This window comes from Citrobacter sp. 21OH12SH02A-Citro (assembly GCF_027919895.1).
Classification (GTDB): Bacteria; Pseudomonadota; Gammaproteobacteria; order Enterobacterales; family Enterobacteriaceae; genus Citrobacter; species Citrobacter braakii.
Map to the genome: position 1 here is coordinate 4029697 of NZ_CP114801.1, position 24770 is coordinate 4054466.

The following is a 24770-nucleotide window of genomic DNA, read 5'->3' on the forward strand; positions in this document are numbered from 1 at the left end:
GTGTCAGTTTGCGACGCGAGCGGCATTTTAGGACAATATGCAGCGAGATAACAGTACCAGTTAATCAGTCTGTACGCCGCACAGGAGCGAGATAAGGGCGAGATTGTCGCAACACACCAGTAAAGTGTTTGTTAATTCGGCAAATCCCTACATGCTTGTAACAAAATAATACAACCGTAACGCATCGTTACGTCTCAATTACCCAAAAATGGATAGTTGCATTTTTAATTCGGCATAATAGAAGAATCAATTTCAGATAATTCTAAAGAATATTCTTAATTATAATGCGGTTATTTCCGAGAACGGGATAATTGATGATGTCAGAGGCTTATCCGCCGACATCATCAATTGAGGCAACTTAGTTACGGCTTAGAATACCGCGACGGTACAGATTACGCCGTATACGCGTTAAACCTGGTTTGGGTTTACGCGGCTCATCCAGGCTTGCCAACACAATCTCCAGCACGCGTTCCGCGACATCTCGATGGCGCTGCGCCACCGCCAGTACCGGGCACTGCAGGAAGTCGAGCAGCTCGTGGTCGCCAAAAGTCGCAATCGCTAAATCAGACGGTAACTGCCCGTCGCGGCGCAGGGTCACATCCATCACCCCCTGCAACAGGGCAAACGACGTGGTAAACAGCGCCTGAGGCATTGGATGCGTTTCCAGCCATTTATCAAATAACTGCGCGGCCGCCTCCCGCTCATAGCTGTTGGCATAGAGAAAATGCACTTCACGTGGATCGTCCTTCCACGCGGTACGGAAACCCTGTTCGCGCAGGAAACTGACGGACAATTCAGGAAGAGCCCCCAGATAGAGCACGGTTTCAGCAGGGAATTTACGTAACTCCTCCGCCAGCATCTGCGCATCATCCTGGTCAGCGCCCACCACGCTGGTGAAATGTTCACGATCCAGCGCGCGATCCAGCGCCACAATCGGGAATGAACTGTTCGCCCAGCGCTGATAAAACGGATGTTCAGGCGGCAAGGAAGTCGAAACGATAATGGCATCAACCTGACGTTGTAAAAGATGCTCAATACAGCGCATTTCGTTATCCGGCTGATCTTCAGAGCAGGCAATCAGTAGTTGATACCCGCGCTGACGCGCCTGGCGCTCCAGATAGTTTGCAATCCGGGTATAGCTCGTGTTCTCGAGATCCGGGATCACCAGCCCGATAGAACGTGTGCGTCCAGCACGCAGCCCGGCCGCCACGGCATTCGGATGGTAATTATGCTCACGCACCACCGCCATGACTTTTTCAACCGTTTTGTCGCTTACGCGGTATTGCTTTGCTTTGCCGTTAATAACGTAGCTTGCAGTCGTTCGCGAAACGCCGGCCAACCGAGCGATTTCATCCAGTTTCACAATTGCCCCTTGCGTAAAATGTACAAACCATAACCTTTGAGATGGCATGGGTTAAACTTCTTAACATCTAAGCGCAGAATAATGACTGCGGCAACCGCTTTTGTCTCTGGTTACTGCTGATTTCGCAAAAAAAAGCAACCGATAGCCAATGCATCTCGCGTAGGTCAGGTAAGCGTTAGCGCATAATTTTATCGCCGCGGGAAAGCCCCACCACGCCGGAACGGGCAACTTCCACGATTTTGGCGACTTCCCGTAGCGTTGCCAGAAACGCATCCAGCTTATCGCTGGTGCCCGCCAGCTGTACGGTGTAGATCGACGGCGTAACATCGATGATTTGCCCACGGAATATCTCCGTGTTGCGTTTCACCTCTTCCCGGCCATAGCCGCTAGCCTGGATTTTCACCAGCATGATTTCTCGTTCAACGTGGGCGCCCTGCCCCAGTTCGCTGACGCGCAGAACATCCACCAGTTTGTGTAGCTGCTTTTCGATCTGCTCCAGGACTTTCTCATCCCCTACCGTTTGAATCGTCATCCGCGATAAGGTCGGGTCGTCAGTCGGCGCGACGGTCAGGCTTTCAATGTTGTATCCGCGCTGGGCGAAGAGGCCAATCACACGTGACAATGCACCCGACTCGTTTTCCAGCAATACTGATAATATCCGGCGCATAATCAGGTCCTCTCCGTTTTACTTAACCACATTTCGTCCATCCCGCCCCCACGAATCTGCATCGGGTAGACATGCTCACTGCCGTCGACGGTGACATCAACAAACACCAGGCGATGGTTACGCACATGTTCCAGCGCTTCGCCCAGCTTGCTCTCCAGTTCGCCTGGATGATTAATCTGGATACCGATATGCCCATAAGCTTCAGCAAGGCGCACAAAATCAGGTAGCGACTGCATGTAAGACTGGGAGTGACGCCCGGAGTAAATCATGTCCTGCCACTGTTTGACCATGCCGAGATAGCGGTTGTTAAGGTTGAGCACCAGTACCGGTAGCTCATATTGCAGCGCCGTCGACAGTTCCTGGATGTTCATCTGAATGCTGCCATCCCCGGTGACGCACACCACTGTTTCATCCGGCAGCGCCATTTTCACCCCTAACGCCGCGGGTAAACCGAATCCCATGGTGCCGAGGCCGCCTGAGTTAATCCAGCGGCGTGGTTTATCGAACGGATAGTAAAGTGCGGCAAACATTTGATGCTGGCCAACGTCAGAGGTCACGTATGCATCCCCTTTCGTCAGACGCCAGATGGTTTCAATCACCGCCTGCGGTTTAATACTTTCACTTTGCGTGTCGTATTTCAGGCACTGACGAGCGCGCCAGTGTTCGATCTGTTGCCACCAGTCACGGTTATCATCCAGCGGCTGCTGCGATTTCTCCTGCGGCAGCAGTTCAAGCATCTGATCCAGCACCAGGCGAGCATCGCCCACAATCGGAATATCCGCAGTGACGGTTTTTGAAATAGAGGTCGGATCGATGTCAATATGCAGCACGGTCGCATTCGGGCAATATTTTGCCAGATTATTGGTCGTTCGATCGTCAAAACGAACGCCGACGGCAAAGATCACATCAGAATGATGCATGGTCATATTCGCTTCGTAAGTACCATGCATGCCCAACATTCCCAGCGCCTGGCGATGCGTGGCCGGAAACGCGCCTAACCCCATCAGCGAGGAGACAACCGGCAGATTAAGTGCTTCGGCAATTTGCCCCAGTTGTTCGTGACAGGCGGCATTCACCGCGCCACCACCAACATAGACAACCGGTTTCTTCGCCGCGACCAGCGTCTGCAAAGCACGTTTTATCTGTCCTTTGTGCCCGGTCGTTGTCGGGTTATACGAACGCATACTCACCGACTCCGGCCAGCTATAAGGCAGTTTTTTCGCCGGATTCAGAATATCTTTCGGCAAATCCACCACCACCGGCCCCGGACGACCGCTTGCCGCCAGCCAGAAGGCTTTTTTCAGCACCTGCGGGATATCTTCCGTTTGTTTAACCAGAAAACTGTGTTTTACCACCGGGCGGGATATACCCACCATGTCGCACTCCTGGAAGGCATCGTAGCCAATCAGGGAGGTGGCGACCTGGCCAGAGAGGATCACCAACGGAATGGAATCCATATATGCCGTTGCAATCCCGGTGATCGCATTGGTTGCCCCTGGTCCGGAAGTGACCAAAACGACGCCCACTTCTCCCGTGGCACGCGCCAGGCCATCAGCCATATGTACCGCGGCTTGCTCATGACGGACTAACACATGATCAATACCGCCGACCGTATGCAATGCATCATAAATATCGAGGACGGCCCCCCCGGGATAACCGAATACCTGCTTCACACCCTGATCGATAAGCGATCGGACGACCATCTCGGCTCCAGACAACATCTCCATGGCTTGCCTCACTCTTATAATGAATTACGGTTTAACAACACATTAACCGCTGACGATGACGCATGGCAATTGACTCCGAAGGGGTGGCACTGGAGTAAATAAGAATAAAACGGAGGTCAGAATTGAATAAATGGAGAATTAAACCAGCATAAGCAATTGATATGATAAATAATCGCTTAAAAAGGGGGACTTACAGCAATTAGTCTATTTTTTTACACTTTCAGACATACGTAAAAAGTTGAGTTCAGCACAAAATTTTAGATATAAAGACAAAAGCAGAATAAACCAGATGTATTCCCCGATTTATTCTGCCAGCGGCTACTTCTTACAGACGGAGACCAACAGTTCTTCCATCCATTGATGTCCTTTATCGCGCCCCGCAGCCTCATGCCAGGAAAGATAACATGTGCGGCTGTTCAATTTTAAAGGTAAAGGCAATATCTGCAGTTCTAAAGAATCGGCGAACTCTTCCGCCAACCAACGCGGCGCAATAGAGACCAGGTGCGTTTGCGACACAATATTAAGCACGCTGATTAATGCCATTCCCTGATAAGCCACGCAGGATTGTTTATCCGGTGTGTCATACCACGGCTGGCTGAATGAGGCGAAGCGATCGAGCGAAACCACGGCATGCTGTTCATGATAGAGATTGCTTTCCAGCAATGGGCCACTAATGCGCGGATGTTTTTTGCTTGCCACTAACACCATTTCGTCATTGAATAACGGAACACTGGTAAATTCCGGACGACGGAATTCTTCATAGCTAATAACAAACTCAGTTTCCTGATAACGTAATTGGTGCTCGGTATTTAGATTTAGTGAAGATTTAAAAACGACATTAATGTTCGGCGCGACTTGTTCAACTCGATTATAAATCAACGAAGTTAGAATATTATCCAATGGACTGCATACGCAAAGATTGAATACACGCTCGCTGCTGGTAGGTTCAAAGCCGGAACCAGGCAGTTCATTCTGCACTAATTGCAATGCCTGACGAACGGAGCCAAACAGCTGGAAGGCTCTTGCTGTCGGCTGGATTCCACGGCCATAACGAACAAAAAGCTCATCGTTAAACATGACTTTCAGGCGTGCGACCGCATTACTGACAGCGGGTTGCGACATCCCCAGCGTATGTGCAGCACGCGTAATATTTTGTTCCTGCATCACCGCATCAAAAACAGTTAATAAATTAAGATCAACCATGCGAAGCTGTGGCTTCCCCATCTCTATGAGATTAGATTTATCTATTATTTTTACTTCTGGCATATTTAACTCCACTGTCACTCTAAACTCCCTTTTCCCAGACGGAGTGCAGAAATAATCTCCGTTAATATGATTTACCATGCATATAAAATAAGAAAAAGGAAAAACATTAAAATTAGGAAAACATAAAGGCACAAATCTAAATGTACAAAAGAACACCACAAGCGTAGTGCGGCAGATGTCACTGCGCGATGATTCATATGTTTAAATTTCGAAAACAATATAACCATAAGCGTGGCGAATACACAATCATACGCACAGTGAATACGTATTTAAGTTTTAATTAAACATTTCTATTATTAACACATTAAAAGTTAACATTAATTTATCAATTATTGGGTAACACATTGGTTTCATCCATTCAAAATGAATATAAAAGCTGATAAATCATAAAGATATGAAATCCCAAACGAGGCGTTATCTTCAGTTCATCGTTACCATAAATGGGTGATGCTGCCAACTTACTGATTTAGTGTATGATGGTGTTTTTGAGGTGCTCCAGTGGCTTCTGTTTCTATCAGCTGTCCCTCCTGTTCAGCTACTGACGGGGTGGTGCGTAACGGCAAAAGCACCGCCGGACATCAGCGCTATCTCTGCTCTCACTGCCGTAAAACATGGCAACTGCAGTTCACTTACACCGCTTCTCAACCCGGTACGCACCAGAAAATCATTGATATGGCCATGAATGGCGTTGGATGCCGGGCAACCGCCCGCATTATGGGCGTTGGCCTCAACACGATTTTCCGCCATTTAAAAAACTCAGGCCGCAGTCGGTAACCTCGCGCATACAGCCGGGCAGTGACGTCATCGTCTGCGCGGAAATGGACGAACAGTGGGGATACGTCGGGGCTAAATCGCGCCAGCGCTGGCTGTTTTACGCGTATGACAGGCTCCGGAAGACGGTTGTGGCGCACGTATTCGGTGAACGCACTCTGGCCACACTGGAGCGTCTTCTGAGCCTGCTGTCGGCCTTTGAGGTCGTGGTATGGATGACGGATGGCTGGCCGCTGTATGAATCCCGCCTGAAGGGAAAGCTGCACGTTATCAGCAAGCGTTACACTCAGCGCATTGAGCGGCATAACCTGAATCTGAGGCAGCACCTGGCAAGGCTGGGACGGAAGTCGCTGTCGTTCTCAAAATCGGTGGAGCTGCATGACAAAGTCATCGGGCATTATCTGAACATAAAACACTATCAATAAGTTGGAGTCATTACCCATAAATGCAAATAAATATGCTTAAATATGTCAAACCGTGAAAAATATGTTCAACGATCAGATGATTAATTTTATATACCCTGAGAAATTCAGCACAATTCGCTTAAGTTTATCAGAAACTTTCCCCCTTAACGGGAGCATTTGCAGGGAATGGGGTTGACATCAGTCTTCATATCCAGTACCACTAAAAGCATATCGCATTCGCCTGGAGCTTGATTGATGACTTACATTGCTCGTTTTATCGGTCTACTACTACTAAACGCATTCTCATTGCGCGGTAGACTGGTGGACGACATTCAGCATTAAGTCAGCTCCAGTTAAGACAAAAAACCCGCGCCGTTGCGCGGGTTTTTTTATGCTCGAAGCAAGGCGCCCTAAAGACCAAGGACCTAAACCATGAGCCAGCAAGTCATTATTTTCGATACCACCTTACGTGACGGTGAACAGGCGTTACAGGCGAGCCTGAGTGTGAAAGAAAAACTGCAGATTGCGCTGGCCCTCGAGCGTATGGGCGTTGACGTGATGGAGGTCGGTTTTCCGGTCTCTTCGCCGGGTGACTTTGAGTCCGTACAAACCATCGCTCGTCAGGTTAAGAACAGCCGCGTTTGCGCCTTAGCCCGCTGCGTAGAAAAAGATATCGACGTTGCCGCAGAATCTCTGAAGGTCGCTGAGGCTTTCCGCATTCATACGTTCATCGCCACCTCGCCGATGCATATCGCGACGAAATTGCGCAGCACGTTGGATGAAGTGATCGAGCGAGCAGTCTACATGGTGAAGCGTGCGCGTAATTATACGGATGACGTGGAGTTCTCATGCGAGGATGCTGGCCGTACCCCTATTGCCGATCTGGCCCGCGTGGTCGAAGCCGCGATTAATGCGGGAGCCAAAACTATCAATATCCCCGATACCGTTGGCTACACCATGCCTTTCGAATTCGGAGCAATCATTTCTGGTCTGTATGAACGCGTACCGAATATCGATAAAGCCATCATCTCCGTGCACACCCATGATGATTTAGGTCTGGGCGTTGGCAACGCGTTGGCGGCCGTCCACGCCGGTGCTCGCCAGGTGGAAGGCGCGATGAACGGTATCGGCGAACGCGCCGGTAACTGCTCACTGGAAGAAGTGATCATGGCGATCAAAGTGCGCAAAGATATCCTGAACGTACAGACCCGCATTAATCACCAGGAAATCTGGCGTACCAGTCAGTTAGTCAGCCAAATCTGCAACATGCCCATTCCGGCCAACAAAGCCATTGTCGGTAGCGGCGCCTTTGCCCACTCCTCTGGCATCCATCAGGACGGCGTACTGAAAAATCGTGAAAACTACGAAATCATGACGCCTGAATCCATCGGTCTGAACCAGGTGCAGTTGAACCTGACTTCCCGTTCCGGACGCGCCGCAGTGAAACACCGTATGGACGAGATGGGATATAAAGAGAATGAATACAACCTGGACAACCTGTACGACGCATTCCTGAAGCTGGCGGATAAAAAAGGTCAGGTATTTGATTACGACCTGGAAGCGCTGGCCTTTATTAATAAACAGCAGGAAGAGCCGGAGCATTTCCGTCTGGATTACTTCAGCGTGCAGTCCGGCTCAAATGACATCGCCACCGCCTCCGTCAAGCTGGCCTGCGGTGAAGAAGTCAAAGCCGAAGCGGCGAACGGTAACGGTCCGGTCGATGCCATTTATCAGGCCATCAACCGTGTGACCGAGTACAACATCGAACTGGTGAAATACAGCCTGACCGCCAAAGGGCACGGTAAAGATGCGCTGGGCCAGGTGGATATCGTTGCTAATTATAACGGTCGCCGCTTCCACGGCGTCGGTCTGGCAACAGATATCGTCGAATCGTCCGCGAAAGCGATGGTTCATGTGCTGAACAACATTTGGCGAGCCGAAGAAGTCGAAAAAGAATTGCAACGCAAAGCTCAGAACAACGAGAACAACAAGGAAACCGTGTGATGTCGAAGAATTATCATATTGCTGTTTTGCCGGGCGACGGTATTGGCCCGGAAGTGATGGCGCAAGCCCTGAAGGTACTGGACGCAATCCGCAACCGTTTTAACATGCGCATTACCACCAGCCACTACGACGTGGGGGGGGCCGCTATCGATAACCATGGTCAGCCGCTGCCGCCAGCGACGGTTGAAGGCTGTGAGCAAGCTGACGCCATTCTGTTTGGCTCCGTTGGCGGTCCGAAATGGGAAAATCTGCCGCCAAACCAGCAGCCTGAACGCGGCGCGCTGCTGCCGTTGCGTAAACACTTCAAATTATTCAGCAACCTGCGCCCGGCTAAGCTGTACCAGGGGCTGGAAGCATTTTGCCCTCTGCGCGCAGATATTGCCGCGAACGGTTTCGACATCCTGTGCGTGCGCGAACTGACCGGCGGTATCTACTTCGGTCAGCCAAAAGGCCGCGAAGGCAGCGGACAACATGAAAAAGCCTTTGATACCGAGGTTTATCACCGTTTCGAGATCGAGCGTATCGCACGTATCGCGTTTGAATCTGCTCGCCAGCGTCGCCGCAAAGTCACGTCGATTGATAAAGCCAACGTACTGCAAACGTCTATTCTGTGGCGCCAAATCGTCAATGAAATTGCTAATGAATATCCGGATGTTGAGCTGGCGCATATGTACATCGACAACGCGACGATGCAGTTGATCAAAGATCCATCCCAGTTCGACGTGCTGCTGTGCTCCAACTTGTTTGGCGACATTCTGTCTGACGAATGCGCCATGATCACCGGATCAATGGGGATGTTACCGTCCGCCAGCCTGAATGAGCAGGGCTTTGGTCTGTACGAGCCCGCTGGCGGATCCGCTCCGGATATCGCCGGGAAAAACATTGCTAACCCTATCGCCCAAATCCTTTCGCTGGCGCTGCTGCTGCGCTACAGCCTGGACGCCAATGATGCGGCAACCGCAATTGAGAGCGCCATCAACCGCGCATTAGAAGAAGGCATTCGCACCGGTGACTTAGCCCGTGGCGCTGCCGCAGTCGGTACCGATGAAATGGGTGACATTATTGCCCGTTACGTCGCAGAAGGGGTGTAATCATGGCCAAAACGTTATACGAAAAATTGTTCGATGCGCACGTCGTCTACGAAGCGCAAAACGAAACCCCGCTGTTGTATATCGACAGACATCTGGTGCATGAAGTGACCTCTCCGCAGGCGTTTGATGGCCTGCGTGCGCATGGCCGTCAGGTGCGCCAGCCGGGTAAAACCTTTGCCACCATGGACCATAACGTCTCCACGCAGACCAAAGACATTAACGCTTCCGGCGAAATGGCCCGCATTCAGATGCAGGAATTAATCAAAAACTGCAATGAATTTGGCGTCGAACTGTACGACCTGAACCACCCGTATCAGGGGATCGTTCACGTGATGGGGCCTGAGCAAGGCGTGACGTTGCCGGGTATGACCATCGTTTGCGGCGACTCCCACACCGCCACACACGGCGCGTTTGGCGCGCTGGCCTTTGGTATTGGCACCTCTGAAGTTGAACACGTTCTGGCGACGCAGACCCTGAAACAGGGGCGTGCCAAAACCATGAAGATTGAAGTTAACGGCACGGCAGCACCAGGCATTACCGCCAAAGATATCGTGCTGGCGATTATCGGTAAAACCGGTAGTGCAGGCGGTACCGGGCACGTCGTTGAATTTTGTGGCGAAGCCATCCGTGCGCTGAGCATGGAAGGCCGTATGACCCTGTGCAACATGGCCATTGAAATGGGCGCCAAAGCGGGTCTGGTCGCACCGGATGAAACCACCTTTAACTATGTGCAGGGGCGTTTACACGCACCGAAGGGTGAGGATTTTACCAACGCGGTTGCGTACTGGAAAACGCTGAAAACCGACGACAACGCGACGTTTGATACCGTCGTTACCCTGCAGGCAGAAGAGATCGCACCGCAGGTCACTTGGGGTACGAACCCGGGTCAGGTCATCTCGGTGAACGATAATATTCCCGACCCGGCGTCATTTTCCGATCCCGTTGAGCGCGCATCGGCTGAAAAAGCGCTGGCATATATGGGGCTGAAACCGGGTATTCCGTTAACAGAAGTGGCTATTGATAAAGTGTTTATCGGTTCCTGTACCAATTCGCGTATTGAAGATTTACGCGCTGCGGCCCAAATCGCCAAAGGACGCAAAGTTGCGCCAGGCGTACAGGCGCTGGTTGTGCCGGGTTCTGGTCCGGTGAAAGCGCAGGCTGAAGCGGAAGGTCTGGACAAGATCTTCATCGAAGCCGGGTTTGAATGGCGTTTACCGGGCTGTTCCATGTGTCTGGCCATGAACAATGACCGCCTGAACCCAGGCGAGCGCTGTGCATCCACCAGCAACCGTAACTTTGAAGGCCGCCAGGGCCGCGGTGGTCGCACGCATTTAGTCAGCCCGGCCATGGCCGCCGCTGCCGCCGTTACCGGTCATTTTGCCGACATTCGCAGCATCAAATAAGGAAACTACCATGGCAGAGAAATTTACCCAACATACCGGCCTGGTTGTCCCACTGGATGCCGCCAACGTGGATACCGACGCGATTATTCCCAAACAGTTTTTGCAGAAGGTTACGCGCACCGGTTTTGGCGCTCATCTGTTTAACGACTGGCGTTTTCTGGATGAAAAAGGGCAACAGCCTAACCCAGAGTTCGTACTGAACTTCCCGGAATATAAAGGCGCGTCAATTCTGCTGGCGCGGGAAAACTTTGGCTGCGGCTCTTCCCGTGAACATGCGCCATGGGCGCTGACCGATTACGGCTTTAAAGTAGTGATCGCGCCAAGCTTCGCTGACATCTTCTACGGCAACAGCTTCAATAACCAACTGCTGCCGGTGACCTTGAGCGACGCGCAGGTAGATGAAATGTTCGCCCTGGTGAAAGCCAATCCGGGCATTAAATTTGAAGTGGATCTGCAAGCGCAGGTGGTGAAAGCGGGCGATAAGTCCTACAGCTTTAAAATCGACGACTTCCGCCGCCACTGCATGCTGAACGGTCTGGACAGCATCGGGCTGACGCTGCAGCATGAAGCAGCCATCACCGAGTACGAAGACAAGCAGCCAGCGTTTATGCGCTAGTCCTTGTAGTGCCGGATAAGGCGTAAGCTGCCATCCGGCACTCCAAAAATCAAACGTCCTTTACCCGCCCGGTCATCACCAGCGTGACCACAGAAATCGCCGCAATCACCCAATAGACGGCAAAGTGACCGTAGCTTTGCGCAACAGCCCCCTGAATCACTCCCGCGAGAATGACCCCCGTTGAAATACTGTTGGTAAATAATGTGGTCGCTGACCCCGCACGCCCGGGCATAAGATCCTGAAACCACAGCATTCCTATCCCGGCGATGATACCGATAAATACTGCATTAAATAGTTGCAGCACCAGCAGCGCCGTGCGGCTGTGAAAGAAGATCAAACCAAGATAAAACAGTACGCCCGCCGCGACGGCCGCGATCATCATTCGCCGTTTACCAAAGCGCTTCACATAGTAGCCCGCCAGGATCATCGCCGGAATTTCCAGCCCAGCCGCCGTCCCCATCAGGATACCGGCCAGCTTGTCCGGTAACCCCAGCTCAAGGCTTATCCACAGCGGCATATCGATGATGTACATGGTATTGCAGGTCCACATCAGCGTGGAGGCAATAAACAACATGCGCACATTTTTGTCCTGCCAACCGCCGGTCTGTTCCAGCGGTACGTCAACAGGTTGCTCCACCCGTGTGACTGACGGCAGTATCAGCGCAATCAGCACCAGGCTAATGGCGAAAATCCCTGCGGCAATGGAAAACATCGCCGTAAAGCCGTAATTCAGCGCCAGCATGAAGGCCAGCGGCGGTCCAATTACCCAGGCCAGCGAAAGCTGCGCACGCATCACCGAGCTAAACATCACCACTTCACGCGCGGAGTTATCAGCGTATTCCCGCGCCAGCGCAAACAGCTGCGGCATGGCGGTATTCGCCAGCGAGGCCAGCAGCACACCGCAGGTGATAAGCGTGAGATAGTGGCGATTAAACGCAAACAGCAGCGCGTTTCCGATTGCCATCAGGCAGCAGAACATGATCAGCTTGCGCCTGTCGCCCTGGCTGTCGGATCGTTTCGCGAGGGCAAGGCTGACAACGATCCCGACAATCGCATTGACGGTATAAAACAGCCCGACCCAAAACGGCTGCGCCCCGACTTCACGGCTCAGGAACAAGCTCAGCGTGGGTGCCTGCAATGCACCTGCTACGCCCATCATAAAAGCGACCAGCATAAATGCCGCGTAAACGCCGTTGAGGCGCCGTCCCATGGTCATAATCCAGAGCATTACAGTTCCTTTTAGCGCAGCAGAAACAAAAAAAGCCAGCAGTGATTATCTGCTGGCGCGGCGATTAACACCAATACTCAGTCACACATGATGTCTGCAATTCCCAATTCAGGAGTCAGGCTGTCACCTCCCACTGCATCAGTTCTTCGAGCATCTTTAAGCGCTGCGGTGCGCTCAGGCAAGCCAACCAGGACGATTTTTCCGTCGCGGTAAAGTATTTCAACCAGAACTGACGCATAGATGACCCCTTCGTTGTCTCATCGCTTCATCGGAATCTATTATTGGCTTAATATAGGGATAATAAAATTGCTGAGTTTTTCGCAGGAGTTCCCCTTTTATGTCTTCTGGTCGTCTGCAACAACAGTTCATCCGTCTGTGGCAATGCTGTGACGGCAAAACGCAAGACACGACGCTGAACGAGCTGGCGGAGCTGCTGAGTTGTTCGCGCCGCCATATGCGTACCCTGCTCAATACCATGCAAGAACGCGGCTGGTTAACGTGGGAAGCCGAAGTTGGGCGAGGTAAACGCTCGCGCCTGACTTTCCTCTATACCGGGCTGGCACTCCAGCAGCAGCGGGCAGAAGACCTGCTGGAACAGGATCGCATCGATCAACTGGTGCAGCTGGTCGGTGACAAAACGGCCGTACGACAGATGCTGGTTTCGCACCTGGGACGCAGTTTTCGCCAGGGGCGGCACATCATGCGCGTTCTCTATTATCGTCCCATGCACAACCTGCTTCCCGGTACGGCGCTACGCCGTTCAGAAACTCATATCGCCCGGCAAATCTTCAGCGCCTTAATTCGGGTAAATGAGGAAAATGGGGAACTGGAAGCGGACATCGCCCATCACTGGCAGCAGATTTCACCTTTACACTGGCGATTCTTCCTGCGTCCGGGGATTCATTTTCATCATGGCCGCGAACTGGAAATGGAAGATGTCATCACCTCGCTGATGCGCATTAACGCCCTGCCGCTGTACTCGCACATCACGCAGATCGTTTCTCCCACGGCCTGGACGCTGGATATCCATCTCGCCCAACCCGACCGCTGGCTTCCCTGGCTATTGGGGCAAGTCCCCGCCATGATCCTGCCGCGAGAATGGGAGACGCTCAGCAACTTCTCCAGCCACCCAATTGGCACTGGTCCCTATGCGGTGATGCGCAATACCAATAACCAACTGAAAATTCATGCATTTGATGATTATTTTGGCTACCGGGCGCTGATCGACGAAGTTAACGTTTGGGTTTTACCCGATATCGGTGAAGAGCCTGGCGGTGGGTTGACGCTAAAAGGCCCCACGGAGGATGAAAAGGCGATCGAAAGCCGCCTCGAGGAAGGATGCTACTACCTGCTGTTTGATGCGCGCACCCACCGTGGCGCTAATCAGGAGGTTCGCGATTGGGTTAGCCGCGTTCTTTCGCCAACACATCTCATCTGCCACGCCGACGAACAGTTCCAGCGACTGTGGTTTCCCGCCTACGGTTTGCTCCCCCGCTGGCACCATGCCAAACCCGGCCATGGTGAAAAACCCGCCGGACTGGAAACGCTGACGATCACCTACTATCGCGATCACATCGAACATCGGATTATCGCGCAGATCATGAAGACGTTGCTGGCAGAGCATCAGGTACAGTTAAATATTCAGGAGATCGACTACGATCAATGGCATGCGGGTGAAATCGTCAGCGATATCTGGCTCAACAGCGCCAATTTTACCCTACCGCTGGATTTCTCGCTGTTCGCCCATTTGTGCGAAGTCCCGTTACTGCAAAACTGTATCTCGCGGGACTGGGAAAACGATGCGGCCCGCTGGCGAACGGGCGAAATGAGCCTGGCGGCATGGTGCCAACAGCTGCTCGCCACAAAGGCCATTGTGCCGCTGATCCACCACTGGCTCATCATTCAAGGACAGCGCAGTATGCGCGGATTACGCATGAACACCCTCGGCTGGTTTGATTTTAAATCGGCGTGGTTTGCACCACCGGATCCTTAGATCCGGCTCTTGATTGCCGCATAGCAACAAAATCATTACACTAACGCCGTTCTCAACGGGGTGCTAAATAAAAACATACACAAAATCATTCACGCTGCATCAAGGCGGCAAGCGAGTGAGTCCCCAGGAGCATAGATAACTATGTGACTGGGGTGAGCGAGCGCAGCCAACACAGAGGCAGCGTGAATGATGAAGTGTATGGGCTGAGAGATACTCGTCGAACCTGATCCGGATAATGCCGGCGAAGGGATTTGAGGCTGCAACTCAAGTCCTTTGCCACCCAACTTTATGAGGTGCAAAGTGTTTAAAAAATGTCTTCCGCTTTTACTGCTGTGCGCAGCGCCTGCTTTCGCCAAACCTGTACTGACCGTTTATACCTACGACTCGTTCGCAGCTGACTGGGGCCCGGGCCCGACAATAAAAAAAGCCTTTGAAGCTGACTGCAACTGTGAACTGAAACTGGTCGCGCTGGAAGATGGCGTCTCGCTGCTTAACCGCCTGCGCATGGAAGGAAAAAACAGTAAAGCTGACGTCGTACTGGGCCTCGATAACAACCTTCTGGAAGCCGCCACCCAAACTAAACTGTTTGCCAAAAGCGGTGTAGCAAGTGAAGCCGTAAACGTGCCCGGCGGCTGGAAAAACGATACCTTCGTTCCGTTTGATTACGGCTATTTCGCCTTCGTTTATGATAAGAACAAGCTGAAGAATCCGCCCAAAAGCCTGAAAGAACTGGTAGAGAGCGATCAAAAATGGCGCGTCATTTATCAGGACCCGCGTACCAGCACGCCGGGGCTGGGCCTGCTGCTATGGATGCAAAAAGTCTATGGCGATAAGGCGCCGGAGGCCTGGCGCGCGCTTTCGGCAAAAACCGTCACGGTCACCAAGGGCTGGAGTGAAGCCTACGGCCTGTTCCTGAAGGGCGAAAGCGACCTGGTACTCAGCTACACCACCTCTCCGGCCTATCACATCATCGCCGAGAAAAAAGACAACTACGCCGCAGCCAACTTTAGCGAAGGCCACTATTTGCAGGTAGAAGTCGCCGCCCGTACTGCGGCCAGCAAACAGCCGGAACTGGCCGAGAAATTCCTCAAGTTTATGGTGTCTCCGGCCTTCCAGAACGCGATTCCGACCGGTAACTGGATGTATCCGGTAACCCAGGTCGCCCTGCCGTCTGGATTCGAGCAACTGAATAAGCCAGCCACCGCGCTGGAATTTACGCCGCAGCAGGTTGCGGCTCAACGCCAGGCATGGATTAGCGAATGGCAACGCGCCGTCAGCCGTTAATTCCCGGCTGGCTGGTTCCAGGGCTTACCGCCGCCACGCTGATGGTGGCCGTTGCCCTGGCCGCGTTTCTGGCGCTATGGTTTAACGCCCCACGGGGGGAGTGGATCTCACTGTGGCAAGACGACTACCTGTGGCACGTGGTGCGTTTTTCTTTCTGGCAGGCTTTTTTATCCGCAGTGTTGTCGGTCATCCCGGCGATTTTCCTTGCCAGAGCGCTCTATCGCCGCCGTTTTCCAGGACGACTGGCGCTGCTGCGCCTGTGCGCGATGACGTTAATCCTGCCAGTGCTGGTCGCGGTCTTCGGTATTCTTAGCGTGTACGGTCGTCAGGGCTGGCTGGCCTCGATCTGGCATACATTCGGGCTGGAATGGACGTTTTCGCCGTACGGTCTGCAGGGCATTCTGCTGGCGCACGTCTTTTTCAATCTGCCGATGGCCAGTCGTCTGCTGTTGCAGTCGCTGGAGAATATTCCCGGCGAACAGCGACAGTTAGCCGCTCAGTTAGGTCTGCGCGGCTGGCATTTCTTCCGCTTTGTTGAATGGCCATGGCTGCGTCGGCAAATCCTTCCCGTCGCGGCGCTCATCTTTATGCTCTGTTTCGCCAGCTTCGCCACCGTTTTGTCGCTAGGCGGCGGACCGCAGGCCACTACCATCGAGCTGGCAATTTATCAGGCGCTGAACTTCGATTACGATCCCGCCCGCGCCGCCATGTTGGCGTTGATCCAGATGGTTTGTTGTTTAGCGCTGGTGCTCTTCAGCCAACGTCTGAGCCGCGCCATTGCCCCCGGTACCACGCTGGTTCAGGGCTGGCGCGATCCCGACGATCGTCTGCACAGCCGCCTGGCAGACGCGCTGCTGATTATTCTGGCCCTGCTGCTACTGCTGCCGCCGCTGCTGGCAGTAATTGTCGATGGTATTAACCGCCATATGCTGGATGTTCTTAAGCAACCTGTACTGTGGCACGCACTGGGAACCTCACTACGAATTGCGCTGGCGGCAGGTGCGTTGTGCGTAGTTCTCACCATGATGCTGTTATGGAGCAGTCGTGAACTGCGTGCCCGACAGCAGGTGCTGGCAGGTCAGATGCTGGAACTTAGCGGCATGTTGATCCTCGCCATGCCGGGCATCGTGCTGGCAACCGGCTTCTTTCTGCTGCTCAATAACACCATTGGACTCCCCGAATCAGCCGACGGGATTGTCATTTTTACCAATGCGCTGATGGCGATCCCTTACGCGCTGAAGGTGCTGGAAAACCCAATGCGGGACGTCACCACCCGCTACAGTATGTTGTGCCAGTCGTTGGGAATTAAGGGATGGTCGCGCCTGAAAGTGGTTGAACTGCGTGCCCTGAAGCGCCCGCTGGCGCAGGCGATGGCTTTTGCCTGCGTGCTGTCGATTGGCGATTTCGGCGTGGTCGCGCTTTTTGGTAATGAGGATTTCCGCACCCTGCCGTTTTATTTATATCAGCAGATTGGCTCTTATCGCAGTCAGGATGGCGCAGTTACGGCGTTATTGCTGCTGATCCTGTGCTTTACGCTGTTTACCGTTATTGAGAAATTGCCGGGTCGAAATGTTAAAACTGAATGATATCACATGGCTTTATCACCATTTGCCGATGCGCTTCACGCTGTCGATCGCACGCGGTGAGCAGGTCGCGATCCTCGGGCCCAGCGGCGCCGGGAAAAGTACGCTGCTGAATCTGATCGCCGGCTTTCTCACGCCTGCCAGCGGTACCATGTTGATTGAAGGTGAAGATCACACCGCCACGCCTCCCTCACGTCGCCCCGTTTCGATGCTGTTTCAGGAAAATAACCTGTTCAGCCACCTGAGCGTGCAGCAAAACATCGGCCTGGGCCTTAACCCGGGATTGAAGCTGAATGCATCGCAGCGGGAGAAAATGCATCACATCGCCCAGCAAATGGGGATCGACTCACTGCTGGAGCGCCTCCCCGGTGAGCTTTCCGGCGGTCAGCGACAGCGCGTAGCGCTGGCGCGTTGCCTGGTGCGGGAACAACCCATTTTGCTGCTTGATGAACCGTTCTCTGCGCTCGATCCCGCCCTGCGCCAGGAGATGTTAACGCTGGTTGCCGAGGTCTGTCGCGATAAACAGCTTACGTTGCTGATGGTGTCCCACAGCGTAGAAGATGCGGCGCGAATTGCGTCCCGTTCGATTGTGGTCGCCGACGGGCGCATCGCCTGGCAGGGCAAAACGGATGAGTTATTAAGCGGTCAGGCCAGCGCCTCGACGCTCTTGGGCATCAAAGCCGAGTGATTGATTTCCCAGGCCGGATAAGCGTCAGCGCCATCCGGCAAAAGAATCGTCAAAAACCCACGACTTTACGCAGAATATCAATATACACCGGCATCAGCGGATGGCGCAGTAACGCCACCAGCGCAACCACGCCGATCCCAAGCGTCAACGGCGCCAGATACAGTAAACGGCTGCGGGGGAAATACGCGGTTAAGCGATCGACTGCCGCTTTGCCGCTACGCCACAGTCGCCAGCAAAACCAGCCCCCTACCCATAGCAACAGCGCCGTCGCCAGCAGCAACCATTTAAAATCCCCGCTCTGCATCTCAGAAGGAATATCAATTGCCGCCCCCGCCAGGATCCCCGGCAGGAAGTAGAACGGCGGCCACAGTATGCAACCAATAATATTCGGGACGATAAATTTAGCGACAGGCAGATCCAGCATGCCCGCCACCATTGGCACCAGCGGACGCGTCGGTCCCACAAAACGCCCCACCAGAATGGTAAACATGCTGTGCTGATGCAGCGCGTGCTCGGTTTTATCCAGCAACGCCTTGTTCTTTTTCATGAACGACCAACGATGCAGCGGCTTTTTAAAGCGCCAGCCCAACCAGAAAGATATCCAGTCCCCCAACAGGCAACCAATGATGCCCGCAAGCCAGGCATGCCAGAAGTTCAGTTCGCCACTGCCAATCAGCGCCCCCAGCCCCGCCATCATCACGGTACCGGGCAGAATCAGACCAACCAGCGCCAGTGACTCCAGAAAGGCCACCAGCAGTACGGCGATCAGGGAGTACAGGGCGGACTGAAGAATAAAGTGTTCCAGCAATGCTTGCATAATGTGTCCGTCAGATTTACGAAGCAGGGATTTTGATAACCCGTCTCAACTTCGTCAAGCCATCAATTGTCTGAATAGATTGCGAGTTATGACAACTTTCAGGACACATCATTCACTTTTTATTCACATCCGGCGCGAAACTCGCTCGGACTGGCGCCGGTACATTTTTTGAAAACACGAGAAAAATAGAGCTGATCGTCAAAGCCAACATTGCGCCCCACCGTAGCAATGGGCATACGAGTGGTACTCAGCAATAGCTTGGCCTGGCTGATACGCTGATCCTCGCGCCAGCTTAATACGCTGATACCCAACTGCTGACGGAACAGATGCGACAAACGGGAAGGCGACAGGCAGACGTGCTGTGCGACGCTGGCAATATCAAAATTACTGTCCGCAAGGTGATCGCTGATGTACTGGCAGGCGTCGCGCACGCGGTTGTCCATGGGGGGATGCAGCGATTCATTAATGGCTTCCATACGTCGAAGCAATAACTGCTCCAGTAAATTAATCGCCAGCAGTTCGGAATAGCGACCTTCTCCCTGCCCGGCGTTGATTATCTGCCCAAACAGTTCGTTAAAATGCGGCTGATGTGCTTCATCCGGACGAAAGAATCCAGTCTGGGCAAAAATGGCCGGCCAGGTCAGCCACTCCTGCCAGTAGGCGCGTGGGCGAAAGTAAACCCACTGGTGATACCACTCACTGGCATCAGGATGGCGTCCGTAGTGGTGAATTTCTCCGGGCGGAAACAGCAAAATATCGCCAGGCCGACAGACAAATTGTTTGCCCTGATTATTGATAACCCCTTCGCCACGGATAGTGAGATTGAGGATATAGCCCTTCATACCCAGCGGCCTGTCGATAAAAAAATCCAGGTATCCGTTCGCCTCGATGGGGGTTAATCCGGCCACCAAATGCGCGTTAAACGAATAACCTGGCAGCAGGGGATCGTTTTGCGTTTCAGCCATAATTTCAATACTCCCTATGTTCTGCTAAGAAACAATTTGTCCATATTACGCCAGACATCATTGCCGTCGCCCCTGCGGGCCGCTGTGTTTGCGGTAATGGACCATCAACCCCGCTTGTGAAAAGCACTTTGTAAAAAATATGTACTGCGCCAACGTTAAAATCGGCTAACAAAAGTGTCTATAACTACGGCAGAAATGTCCACATTGATTATTTGCACGGCGTCACACTTTGTGATGCCACAGCATTTTAGTCCATAAGATTAGCGAATCCTGCCTGACGGTTTTTATCCCTACTAACTACTGTTTATCCATACCTGTATTTTTGGATGGAGTAAGACGATGGCGATTGCAATTGGCCTCGATTTTGGCAGTGATTCAGTACGCGCTTTGGCAGTGGAATGTGCTACCGGTGAAGAAATCGCCACCAGCGTAGAGTGGTACCCACGTTGGCAGGAAGGGCAGTATTGCGATGGCCCAAACAACCAGTTTCGCCATCATCCACGCGACTACATTGAATCAATGGAAGCGGCGCTGAAAACCGTGCTGGCCGAACTGAGCGTTAAACAGCGTGCGGAAGTGGTCGGGATTGGCGTTGACAGCACCGGTTCAACCCCGGCCCCCATCGATGCCGACGGCAACGTACTGGCGTTGCGTCCGGAGTTCGCTGAAAACCCAAATGCAATGTTTGTCCTGTGGAAAGATCACACTTCAGTAGAAGAAGCTGAAGAAATTACCCGTCTGTGCCACACACCGGGCAAGATCGATTACTCCCGCTATATCGGCGGTATATATTCCAGCGAATGGTTCTGGGCCAAAATCCTGCATGTGACCCGTCAGGACCACGCGGTTGCCGAGGCCGCGGTTTCGTGGATTGAACTGTGCGACTGGGTTCCGGCCCTGCTCTCTAATACCGTACGTCCACAGGATATTCGTCGCGGTCGCTGCAGCGCCGGGCATAAATCACTGTGGCATGAAAGCTGGGGTGGTCTACCGCCAGCCAGTTTCTTTGACGAACTCGACCCCATCCTCAACCGCCATCTGCAATACCCGATGTTTACCGATACCTTCACAGCCGACCTGCCGGTTGGCACCCTGTGCGCCGAGTGGGCGCAGCGTCTGGGACTACCGGAAAGCGTGGTGATTGCAGGCGGCGCTTTTGACTGCCATATGGGCGCGGTCGGCGCGGGCGCACAGCCCAATACGCTGGTGAAAGTCATTGGCACGTCGACCTGCGACATTCTGATTGCTGACAAACACAGCGTCGGCGAGCGCGCGGTGAAAGGCATTTGCGGCCAGGTTGATGGCAGCGTGGTGCCGCATTTTATTGGCCTCGAGGCAGGCCAGTCCGCGTTCGGCGATATCTATGCCTGGTTTAGCCGTGTGCTGAGCTGGCCGCTGGAGCAGCTTGCCGCGCAGCACCCGGAGCTGAAGACCCAGATTAAAGCCAGCCAAAAACAGCTGCTACCAGCGCTAACCGAAGCCTGGGCGAGAAATCCGTCGCTGGATCACCTGCCGGTGGTGCTCGACTGGTTCAACGGTCGCCGTACGCCCAATGCCAACCAGCGTCTGAAAGGCGTGATTACCGATCTGAATCTGGCAACCGACGCGCCAGCGCTGTTCGGCGGTCTGATTGCCGCCACCGCCTTTGGTGCACGCGCCATCATGGAATGCTTCACCGAACAAGGCATTGCGGTTAACAACGTAATGGCGCTAGGCGGCATCGCCCGTAAAAATCCGGTCATCATGCAGGCCTGCTGTGACGTGCTCAACCGTCCGCTACAGATTGTCGCTTCAGACCAGTGCTGCGCACTCGGTGCAGCTATCTTTGCCGCCGTTGCCGCGAAAGTACACACCGATATCCCAGCCGCTCAGCAACAGATGGCAAGCGCCGTGGAAAACACGCTGCAACCTCGACCAGAGCAGGCTCAACGTTTTGAACAGCTTTACCGCCGCTACCAGCAGTGGGCGGTTAGCGCTGAACAACAATACCTTCCGACTGCCGCTCCGGCGCAACAAACCCCGGTAGACCAGGCAACCCTGACACATTAAGGACACGACAATGACGATTTTTGATAACTATGAAGTGTGGTTTGTGATTGGTAGCCAGCATCTGTATGGCCCTGAAACCCTGCGTCAGGTAACCCAACATGCCGAGCACGTCGTTAACGCGCTGAATACTGAAGCTAAACTGCCCTGCAAACTGGTTTTAAAACCTCTGGGTACTTCACCTGACGAGATTACCGCTATTTGTCGTGACGCTAACTACGACGATCGCTGCGCAGGTCTGGTGGTCTGGCTGCACACTTTCTCTCCGGCCAAAATGTGGATTAACGGTCTGACTATCCTCAACAAGCCGCTGATGCAATTCCATACCCAGTTCAACGCCGCCCTGCCGTGGGACAGCATTGATATGGACTTTATGAACCTGAACCAGACCGCGCACGGCGGCCGTGAATTCGGCTTCATCGGCGCACGTATGCGTCAGCAGCACGCCGTGGTCACCGGTCACTGGCAGGACAAACAAGCGCACGAACGCATTGGCTCCTGGATGCGCCAGGCCGTGTCCAAACAGGATACCCGCCATCTGAAAGTCTGCCGTTTTGGCGACAACATGCGTGAAGTCGCGGTCACCGATGGCGATAAAGTCGCTGCGCAGATCAAATTCGGCTTCTCGGTAAATACCTGGGCCGTAGGCGATCTGGTGCAGGTAGTAAACTCCATTAGCGACGGCGAAATCAACGCGCTAATCGATGAGTATGAAAGCACCTACACCATGACGGCGGCAACGCAAGTCCACGGTGAGAAACGTCAGAACGTACTGGAAGCGGCCCGTATTGAACTGGGGATGAAGCGCTTCCTGGAACAGGGCGGATTCCACGCCTTTACCACGACATTTGAAGATTTACACGGCCTGAAACAGCTCCCGGGTCTGGCCGTACAGCGTCTGATGCAGCAAGGCTATGGCTTTGCGGGCGAAGGCGACTGGAAAACCGCCGCTCTGCTTCGCATCATGAAGGTGATGTCAACCGGTCTGCAGGGCGGCACCTCATTTATGGAGGATTACACCTACCACTTCGAGAAAGGCAACGATCTGGTGCTCGGCTCGCACATGCTGGAAGTGTGCCCGTCCATCGCGGTGGAAGATAAACCGATCCTCGATGTTCAGCATCTCGGCATTGGTGGTAAAGACGATCCCGCTCGTCTGATCTTCAACACCAAAACTGGCCCGGCAGTCGTTGCCAGCCTGATCGATCTTGGCGATCGCTATCGCCTGCTGGTTAACTGCATCGACACGGTTCAAACACCGCACTCCCTGCCGAAACTGCCGGTGGCTAACGCATTGTGGAAAGCCCAGCCTGATCTGCCAACCGCATCTGAAGCCTGGATCCTGGCCGGTGGCGCGCACCACACCGTCTTCAGCCACGCGCTGGATCTGAACGATATGCGCCAGTTCGCTGAAATGCACGATATCGAGATCGCCGTGATCGACAACGATACCCGCCTGCCGGCCTTTAAGGACGCGCTGCGCTGGAACGACGTCTATTACGGTTTTAAACGTTAATTATGTTGTTGCCGGATGGCTCTGCGTTTGCCCGCCATCCGGCACAGAGGAATCAACATGTTAGAAGATCTCAAACGTCAGGTGCTGGAAGCCAATCTGGCGTTGCCTAAGCACCACCTGGTCACCTTGACCTGGGGGAACGTGAGTGCCGTCGATCGCGAGCGCGGCGTGTTTGTGATTAAACCATCCGGGGTCGATTACAGCGTTATGACCGCAGAAGATATGGTCGTAGTCAGTATCGCCACCGGTGAGGTTGTAGAAGGTACGAAGAAACCCTCCTCCGATACCCCAACGCACCGTCTGCTGTATCAGGCATTCCCGACCATTGGCGGCATTGTTCATACCCATTCGCGTCATGCAACCATCTGGGCGCAGGCGGGCCAGTCGATTCCAGCCACGGGTACCACTCATGCGGACTATTTCTACGGATCGATTCCCTGCACACGGAAAATGACCGAGGAAGAAATCAACGGCGAATATGAGTGGGAAACCGGTAATGTGATCGTTGAAACCTTTGAGAAACAAGGCATTGACGCTTCGCAGATGCCTGGCGTGCTGGTGCACTCTCACGGTCCGTTTGCGTGGGGAAAAAACGCCGAAGATGCGGTACACAACGCCATCGTGCTGGAAGAAGTCGCCTACATGGGGATCTTCTGTCGCCAGCTCGCGCCGCAATTGCCGGATATGCAGCAAACCCTGTTAGATAAACACTACCTGCGTAAACACGGCGCAAAAGCCTACTACGGCCAGTGAAAACAATCTGAGCGCGCCCGAAATCTCGGTGGCGCGCTCTCTGGTTATTCCTTTATATATTCCGCAAACGCACTTCGATACACACAGTTATTAGCACAAACGTATTTAATCACGTTGTCATAATGTCCCTGCGCCTCTTCACCATCCAGTGAATGAAAGAAAATGTAATCTGTAATCGTTGACTGCCAGCGCTGTCCATTCAACAGATAATTAATCACCGTATCACGATGACCATTTATTCTGTCATGCCCTTGCCAGTGAAAGAAAGCATTCCCACGTTCAATAACCTCAGTACGCCAAATTTGACCTGACCACGTTCTATACTCAATATATTGACTTACTGATTTAATTGTAGGGTTAGATAACTGAGTATTAACAAATAAATAGTGATCATATCCTACCTGTAACGCCTGAGTATAAATATCCATAATAGGCCTCCATAACACTACGCACCCAAGCTATTGATATAAAACACCCGAGCTATCAGATGAATAAAATTATATTCAGCGATAAAAAGCAAATTATACAGAGAGATATTCCCGACGAAATCGAACCGAAAATCCGTTTTTATCCAGACAATAGCAA

General features: G+C 53.1%; 22 protein-coding genes. 13 read left to right on the plus strand and 9 right to left on the minus strand.

All coding sequences use genetic code 11. The annotated features are described in order from the left end of the window. Nucleotides 1–358: 358 nt before the first annotated feature. From cra to leuO, 4 genes are all read right to left on the minus strand, one after another. Entirely contained in the window at nucleotides 359–1363 is a 1005-nt protein-coding gene (gene cra, locus O6D90_RS19505; protein ID WP_016151689.1) for a catabolite repressor/activator, read from the minus strand. A gap of 175 nt (nucleotides 1364–1538) precedes the next feature. Next, the gene (gene ilvN, locus O6D90_RS19510) at nucleotides 1539–2030 is read right to left on the minus strand and encodes an acetolactate synthase small subunit (protein ID WP_003829566.1); all 492 of its coding nucleotides are present in this window, start codon (nucleotides 2028–2030) and stop codon (nucleotides 1539–1541) included. 2 nt (nucleotides 2031–2032) lie between these two features. Continuing rightward, nucleotides 2033–3757: an acetolactate synthase 3 large subunit gene (gene ilvI, locus O6D90_RS19515; protein WP_016151688.1), complete on the minus strand. Its 1725-nt coding sequence runs from the start codon at nucleotides 3755–3757 to the stop codon at nucleotides 2033–2035. Nucleotides 3758–4075: 318 nt separating this feature from the next. Continuing rightward, entirely contained in the window at nucleotides 4076–5023 is a 948-nt protein-coding gene (gene leuO, locus O6D90_RS19520) for a transcriptional regulator LeuO (protein WP_016151687.1), read from the minus strand. A 498-nt stretch (nucleotides 5024–5521) separates the two neighbouring features. On the opposite strand from leuO, the gene O6D90_RS19525 reads away from it, so the two are divergent. The 6 genes from O6D90_RS19525 to leuD all read left to right on the plus strand — a co-directional run bounded on the left by O6D90_RS19525 (nucleotide 5522) and on the right by leuD (nucleotide 11312). Continuing rightward, a protein-coding gene (locus tag O6D90_RS19525) for an IS1 family transposase (RefSeq protein ID WP_151884388.1) occupies nucleotides 5522–6219 on the plus strand; the annotation gives its coding sequence in 2 pieces (ribosomal slippage) (nucleotides 5522–5771 and nucleotides 5771–6219; 699 coding nt in all). A gap of 234 nt (nucleotides 6220–6453) precedes the next feature. Then, nucleotides 6454–6540, plus strand: a complete 87-nt coding sequence (leuL, locus tag O6D90_RS26405) for a leu operon leader peptide (protein WP_049269161.1) — start codon at nucleotides 6454–6456, stop codon at nucleotides 6538–6540. A 90-nt stretch (nucleotides 6541–6630) separates the two neighbouring features. Next, nucleotides 6631–8202, plus strand: a complete 1572-nt coding sequence (leuA, locus tag O6D90_RS19530; protein ID WP_016151686.1) for a 2-isopropylmalate synthase — start codon at nucleotides 6631–6633, stop codon at nucleotides 8200–8202. After that, nucleotides 8202–9293 (plus strand): 3-isopropylmalate dehydrogenase, encoded by a 1092-nt coding sequence (gene leuB / locus O6D90_RS19535; RefSeq protein ID WP_016155686.1) that lies wholly within the window; start codon nucleotides 8202–8204, stop codon nucleotides 9291–9293. Before leuA ends, leuB begins: the two co-directional genes overlap by 1 nt. 2 nt (nucleotides 9294–9295) lie before the next feature. Further along, nucleotides 9296–10696, plus strand: coding sequence for a 3-isopropylmalate dehydratase large subunit (gene leuC, locus O6D90_RS19540; RefSeq protein WP_016155685.1), 1401 nt, complete (start codon nucleotides 9296–9298; stop codon nucleotides 10694–10696). A gap of 10 nt (nucleotides 10697–10706) precedes the next feature. Next, entirely contained in the window at nucleotides 10707–11312 is a 606-nt protein-coding gene (leuD, locus tag O6D90_RS19545) for a 3-isopropylmalate dehydratase small subunit (RefSeq protein ID WP_016155684.1), read from the plus strand. Between the two features lie 49 nt (nucleotides 11313–11361). Here the strand turns inward: leuD and O6D90_RS19550 are convergent, their stop codons facing one another. Both O6D90_RS19550 and sgrT read right to left on the minus strand, forming a co-directional pair. Then, nucleotides 11362–12540 carry a sugar efflux transporter gene (locus tag O6D90_RS19550; RefSeq protein ID WP_016155683.1) on the minus strand — a complete coding sequence of 393 codons (1179 nt, stop codon included), beginning with the start codon at nucleotides 12538–12540 and terminating at the stop codon, nucleotides 11362–11364. Nucleotides 12541–12655: 115 nt separating this feature from the next. Beyond that, nucleotides 12656–12778 (minus strand): glucose uptake inhibitor SgrT, encoded by a 123-nt coding sequence (gene sgrT / locus O6D90_RS19555; RefSeq protein WP_016151681.1) that lies wholly within the window; start codon nucleotides 12776–12778, stop codon nucleotides 12656–12658. Between the two features lie 99 nt (nucleotides 12779–12877). Between sgrT and sgrR the strand changes: the two genes are divergently transcribed. From sgrR to thiQ, 4 genes are all read left to right on the plus strand, one after another. Beyond that, nucleotides 12878–14533, plus strand: a complete 1656-nt coding sequence (sgrR, locus tag O6D90_RS19560) for an HTH-type transcriptional regulator SgrR (RefSeq protein WP_016155682.1) — start codon at nucleotides 12878–12880, stop codon at nucleotides 14531–14533. Between the two features lie 300 nt (nucleotides 14534–14833). Further along, nucleotides 14834–15817 carry a thiamine ABC transporter substrate binding subunit gene (thiB, locus tag O6D90_RS19565; protein ID WP_016151679.1) on the plus strand — a complete coding sequence of 328 codons (984 nt, stop codon included), beginning with the start codon at nucleotides 14834–14836 and terminating at the stop codon, nucleotides 15815–15817. Continuing rightward, on the plus strand, nucleotides 15793–17403 hold the full coding sequence (gene thiP, locus O6D90_RS19570; protein WP_016155681.1) for a thiamine/thiamine pyrophosphate ABC transporter permease ThiP: 1611 nt from the start codon (nucleotides 15793–15795) through the stop codon (nucleotides 17401–17403). Before thiB ends, thiP begins: the two co-directional genes overlap by 25 nt. Continuing rightward, nucleotides 17387–18088 carry a thiamine ABC transporter ATP-binding protein ThiQ gene (gene thiQ, locus O6D90_RS19575; RefSeq protein ID WP_016155680.1) on the plus strand — a complete coding sequence of 234 codons (702 nt, stop codon included), beginning with the start codon at nucleotides 17387–17389 and terminating at the stop codon, nucleotides 18086–18088. Before thiP ends, thiQ begins: the two co-directional genes overlap by 17 nt. A gap of 49 nt (nucleotides 18089–18137) precedes the next feature. Here thiQ and O6D90_RS19580 read toward each other — a convergent pair whose 3' ends face one another. After that, nucleotides 18138–18905 (minus strand): DedA family protein, encoded by a 768-nt coding sequence (locus tag O6D90_RS19580; RefSeq protein ID WP_016155679.1) that lies wholly within the window; start codon nucleotides 18903–18905, stop codon nucleotides 18138–18140. A 119-nt stretch (nucleotides 18906–19024) separates the two neighbouring features. Further along, the gene (gene araC / locus O6D90_RS19585) at nucleotides 19025–19870 is read right to left on the minus strand and encodes an arabinose operon transcriptional regulator AraC (protein WP_003018834.1); all 846 of its coding nucleotides are present in this window, start codon (nucleotides 19868–19870) and stop codon (nucleotides 19025–19027) included. Between the two features lie 339 nt (nucleotides 19871–20209). Here araC and araB point away from each other — a divergent pair, with 339 nt between their 5' ends. From araB to araD, 3 genes are read left to right on the plus strand one after another with little or no spacing between them, the layout of a single operon-like run. Beyond that, nucleotides 20210–21919 carry a ribulokinase gene (gene araB, locus O6D90_RS19590; protein ID WP_016151675.1) on the plus strand — a complete coding sequence of 570 codons (1710 nt, stop codon included), beginning with the start codon at nucleotides 20210–20212 and terminating at the stop codon, nucleotides 21917–21919. Between the two features lie 10 nt (nucleotides 21920–21929). Then, the gene (gene araA, locus O6D90_RS19595) at nucleotides 21930–23432 is read left to right on the plus strand and encodes an L-arabinose isomerase (protein WP_016155678.1); all 1503 of its coding nucleotides are present in this window, start codon (nucleotides 21930–21932) and stop codon (nucleotides 23430–23432) included. A 57-nt stretch (nucleotides 23433–23489) separates the two neighbouring features. Then, nucleotides 23490–24185, plus strand: a complete 696-nt coding sequence (araD, locus tag O6D90_RS19600; RefSeq protein WP_016151673.1) for an L-ribulose-5-phosphate 4-epimerase — start codon at nucleotides 23490–23492, stop codon at nucleotides 24183–24185. 44 nt (nucleotides 24186–24229) lie between these two features. Here the strand turns inward: araD and O6D90_RS19605 are convergent, their stop codons facing one another. Further along, on the minus strand, nucleotides 24230–24613 hold the full coding sequence (locus O6D90_RS19605; RefSeq protein ID WP_016155677.1) for a DUF4751 family protein: 384 nt from the start codon (nucleotides 24611–24613) through the stop codon (nucleotides 24230–24232). Nucleotides 24614–24770: the final 157 nt, after the last annotated feature.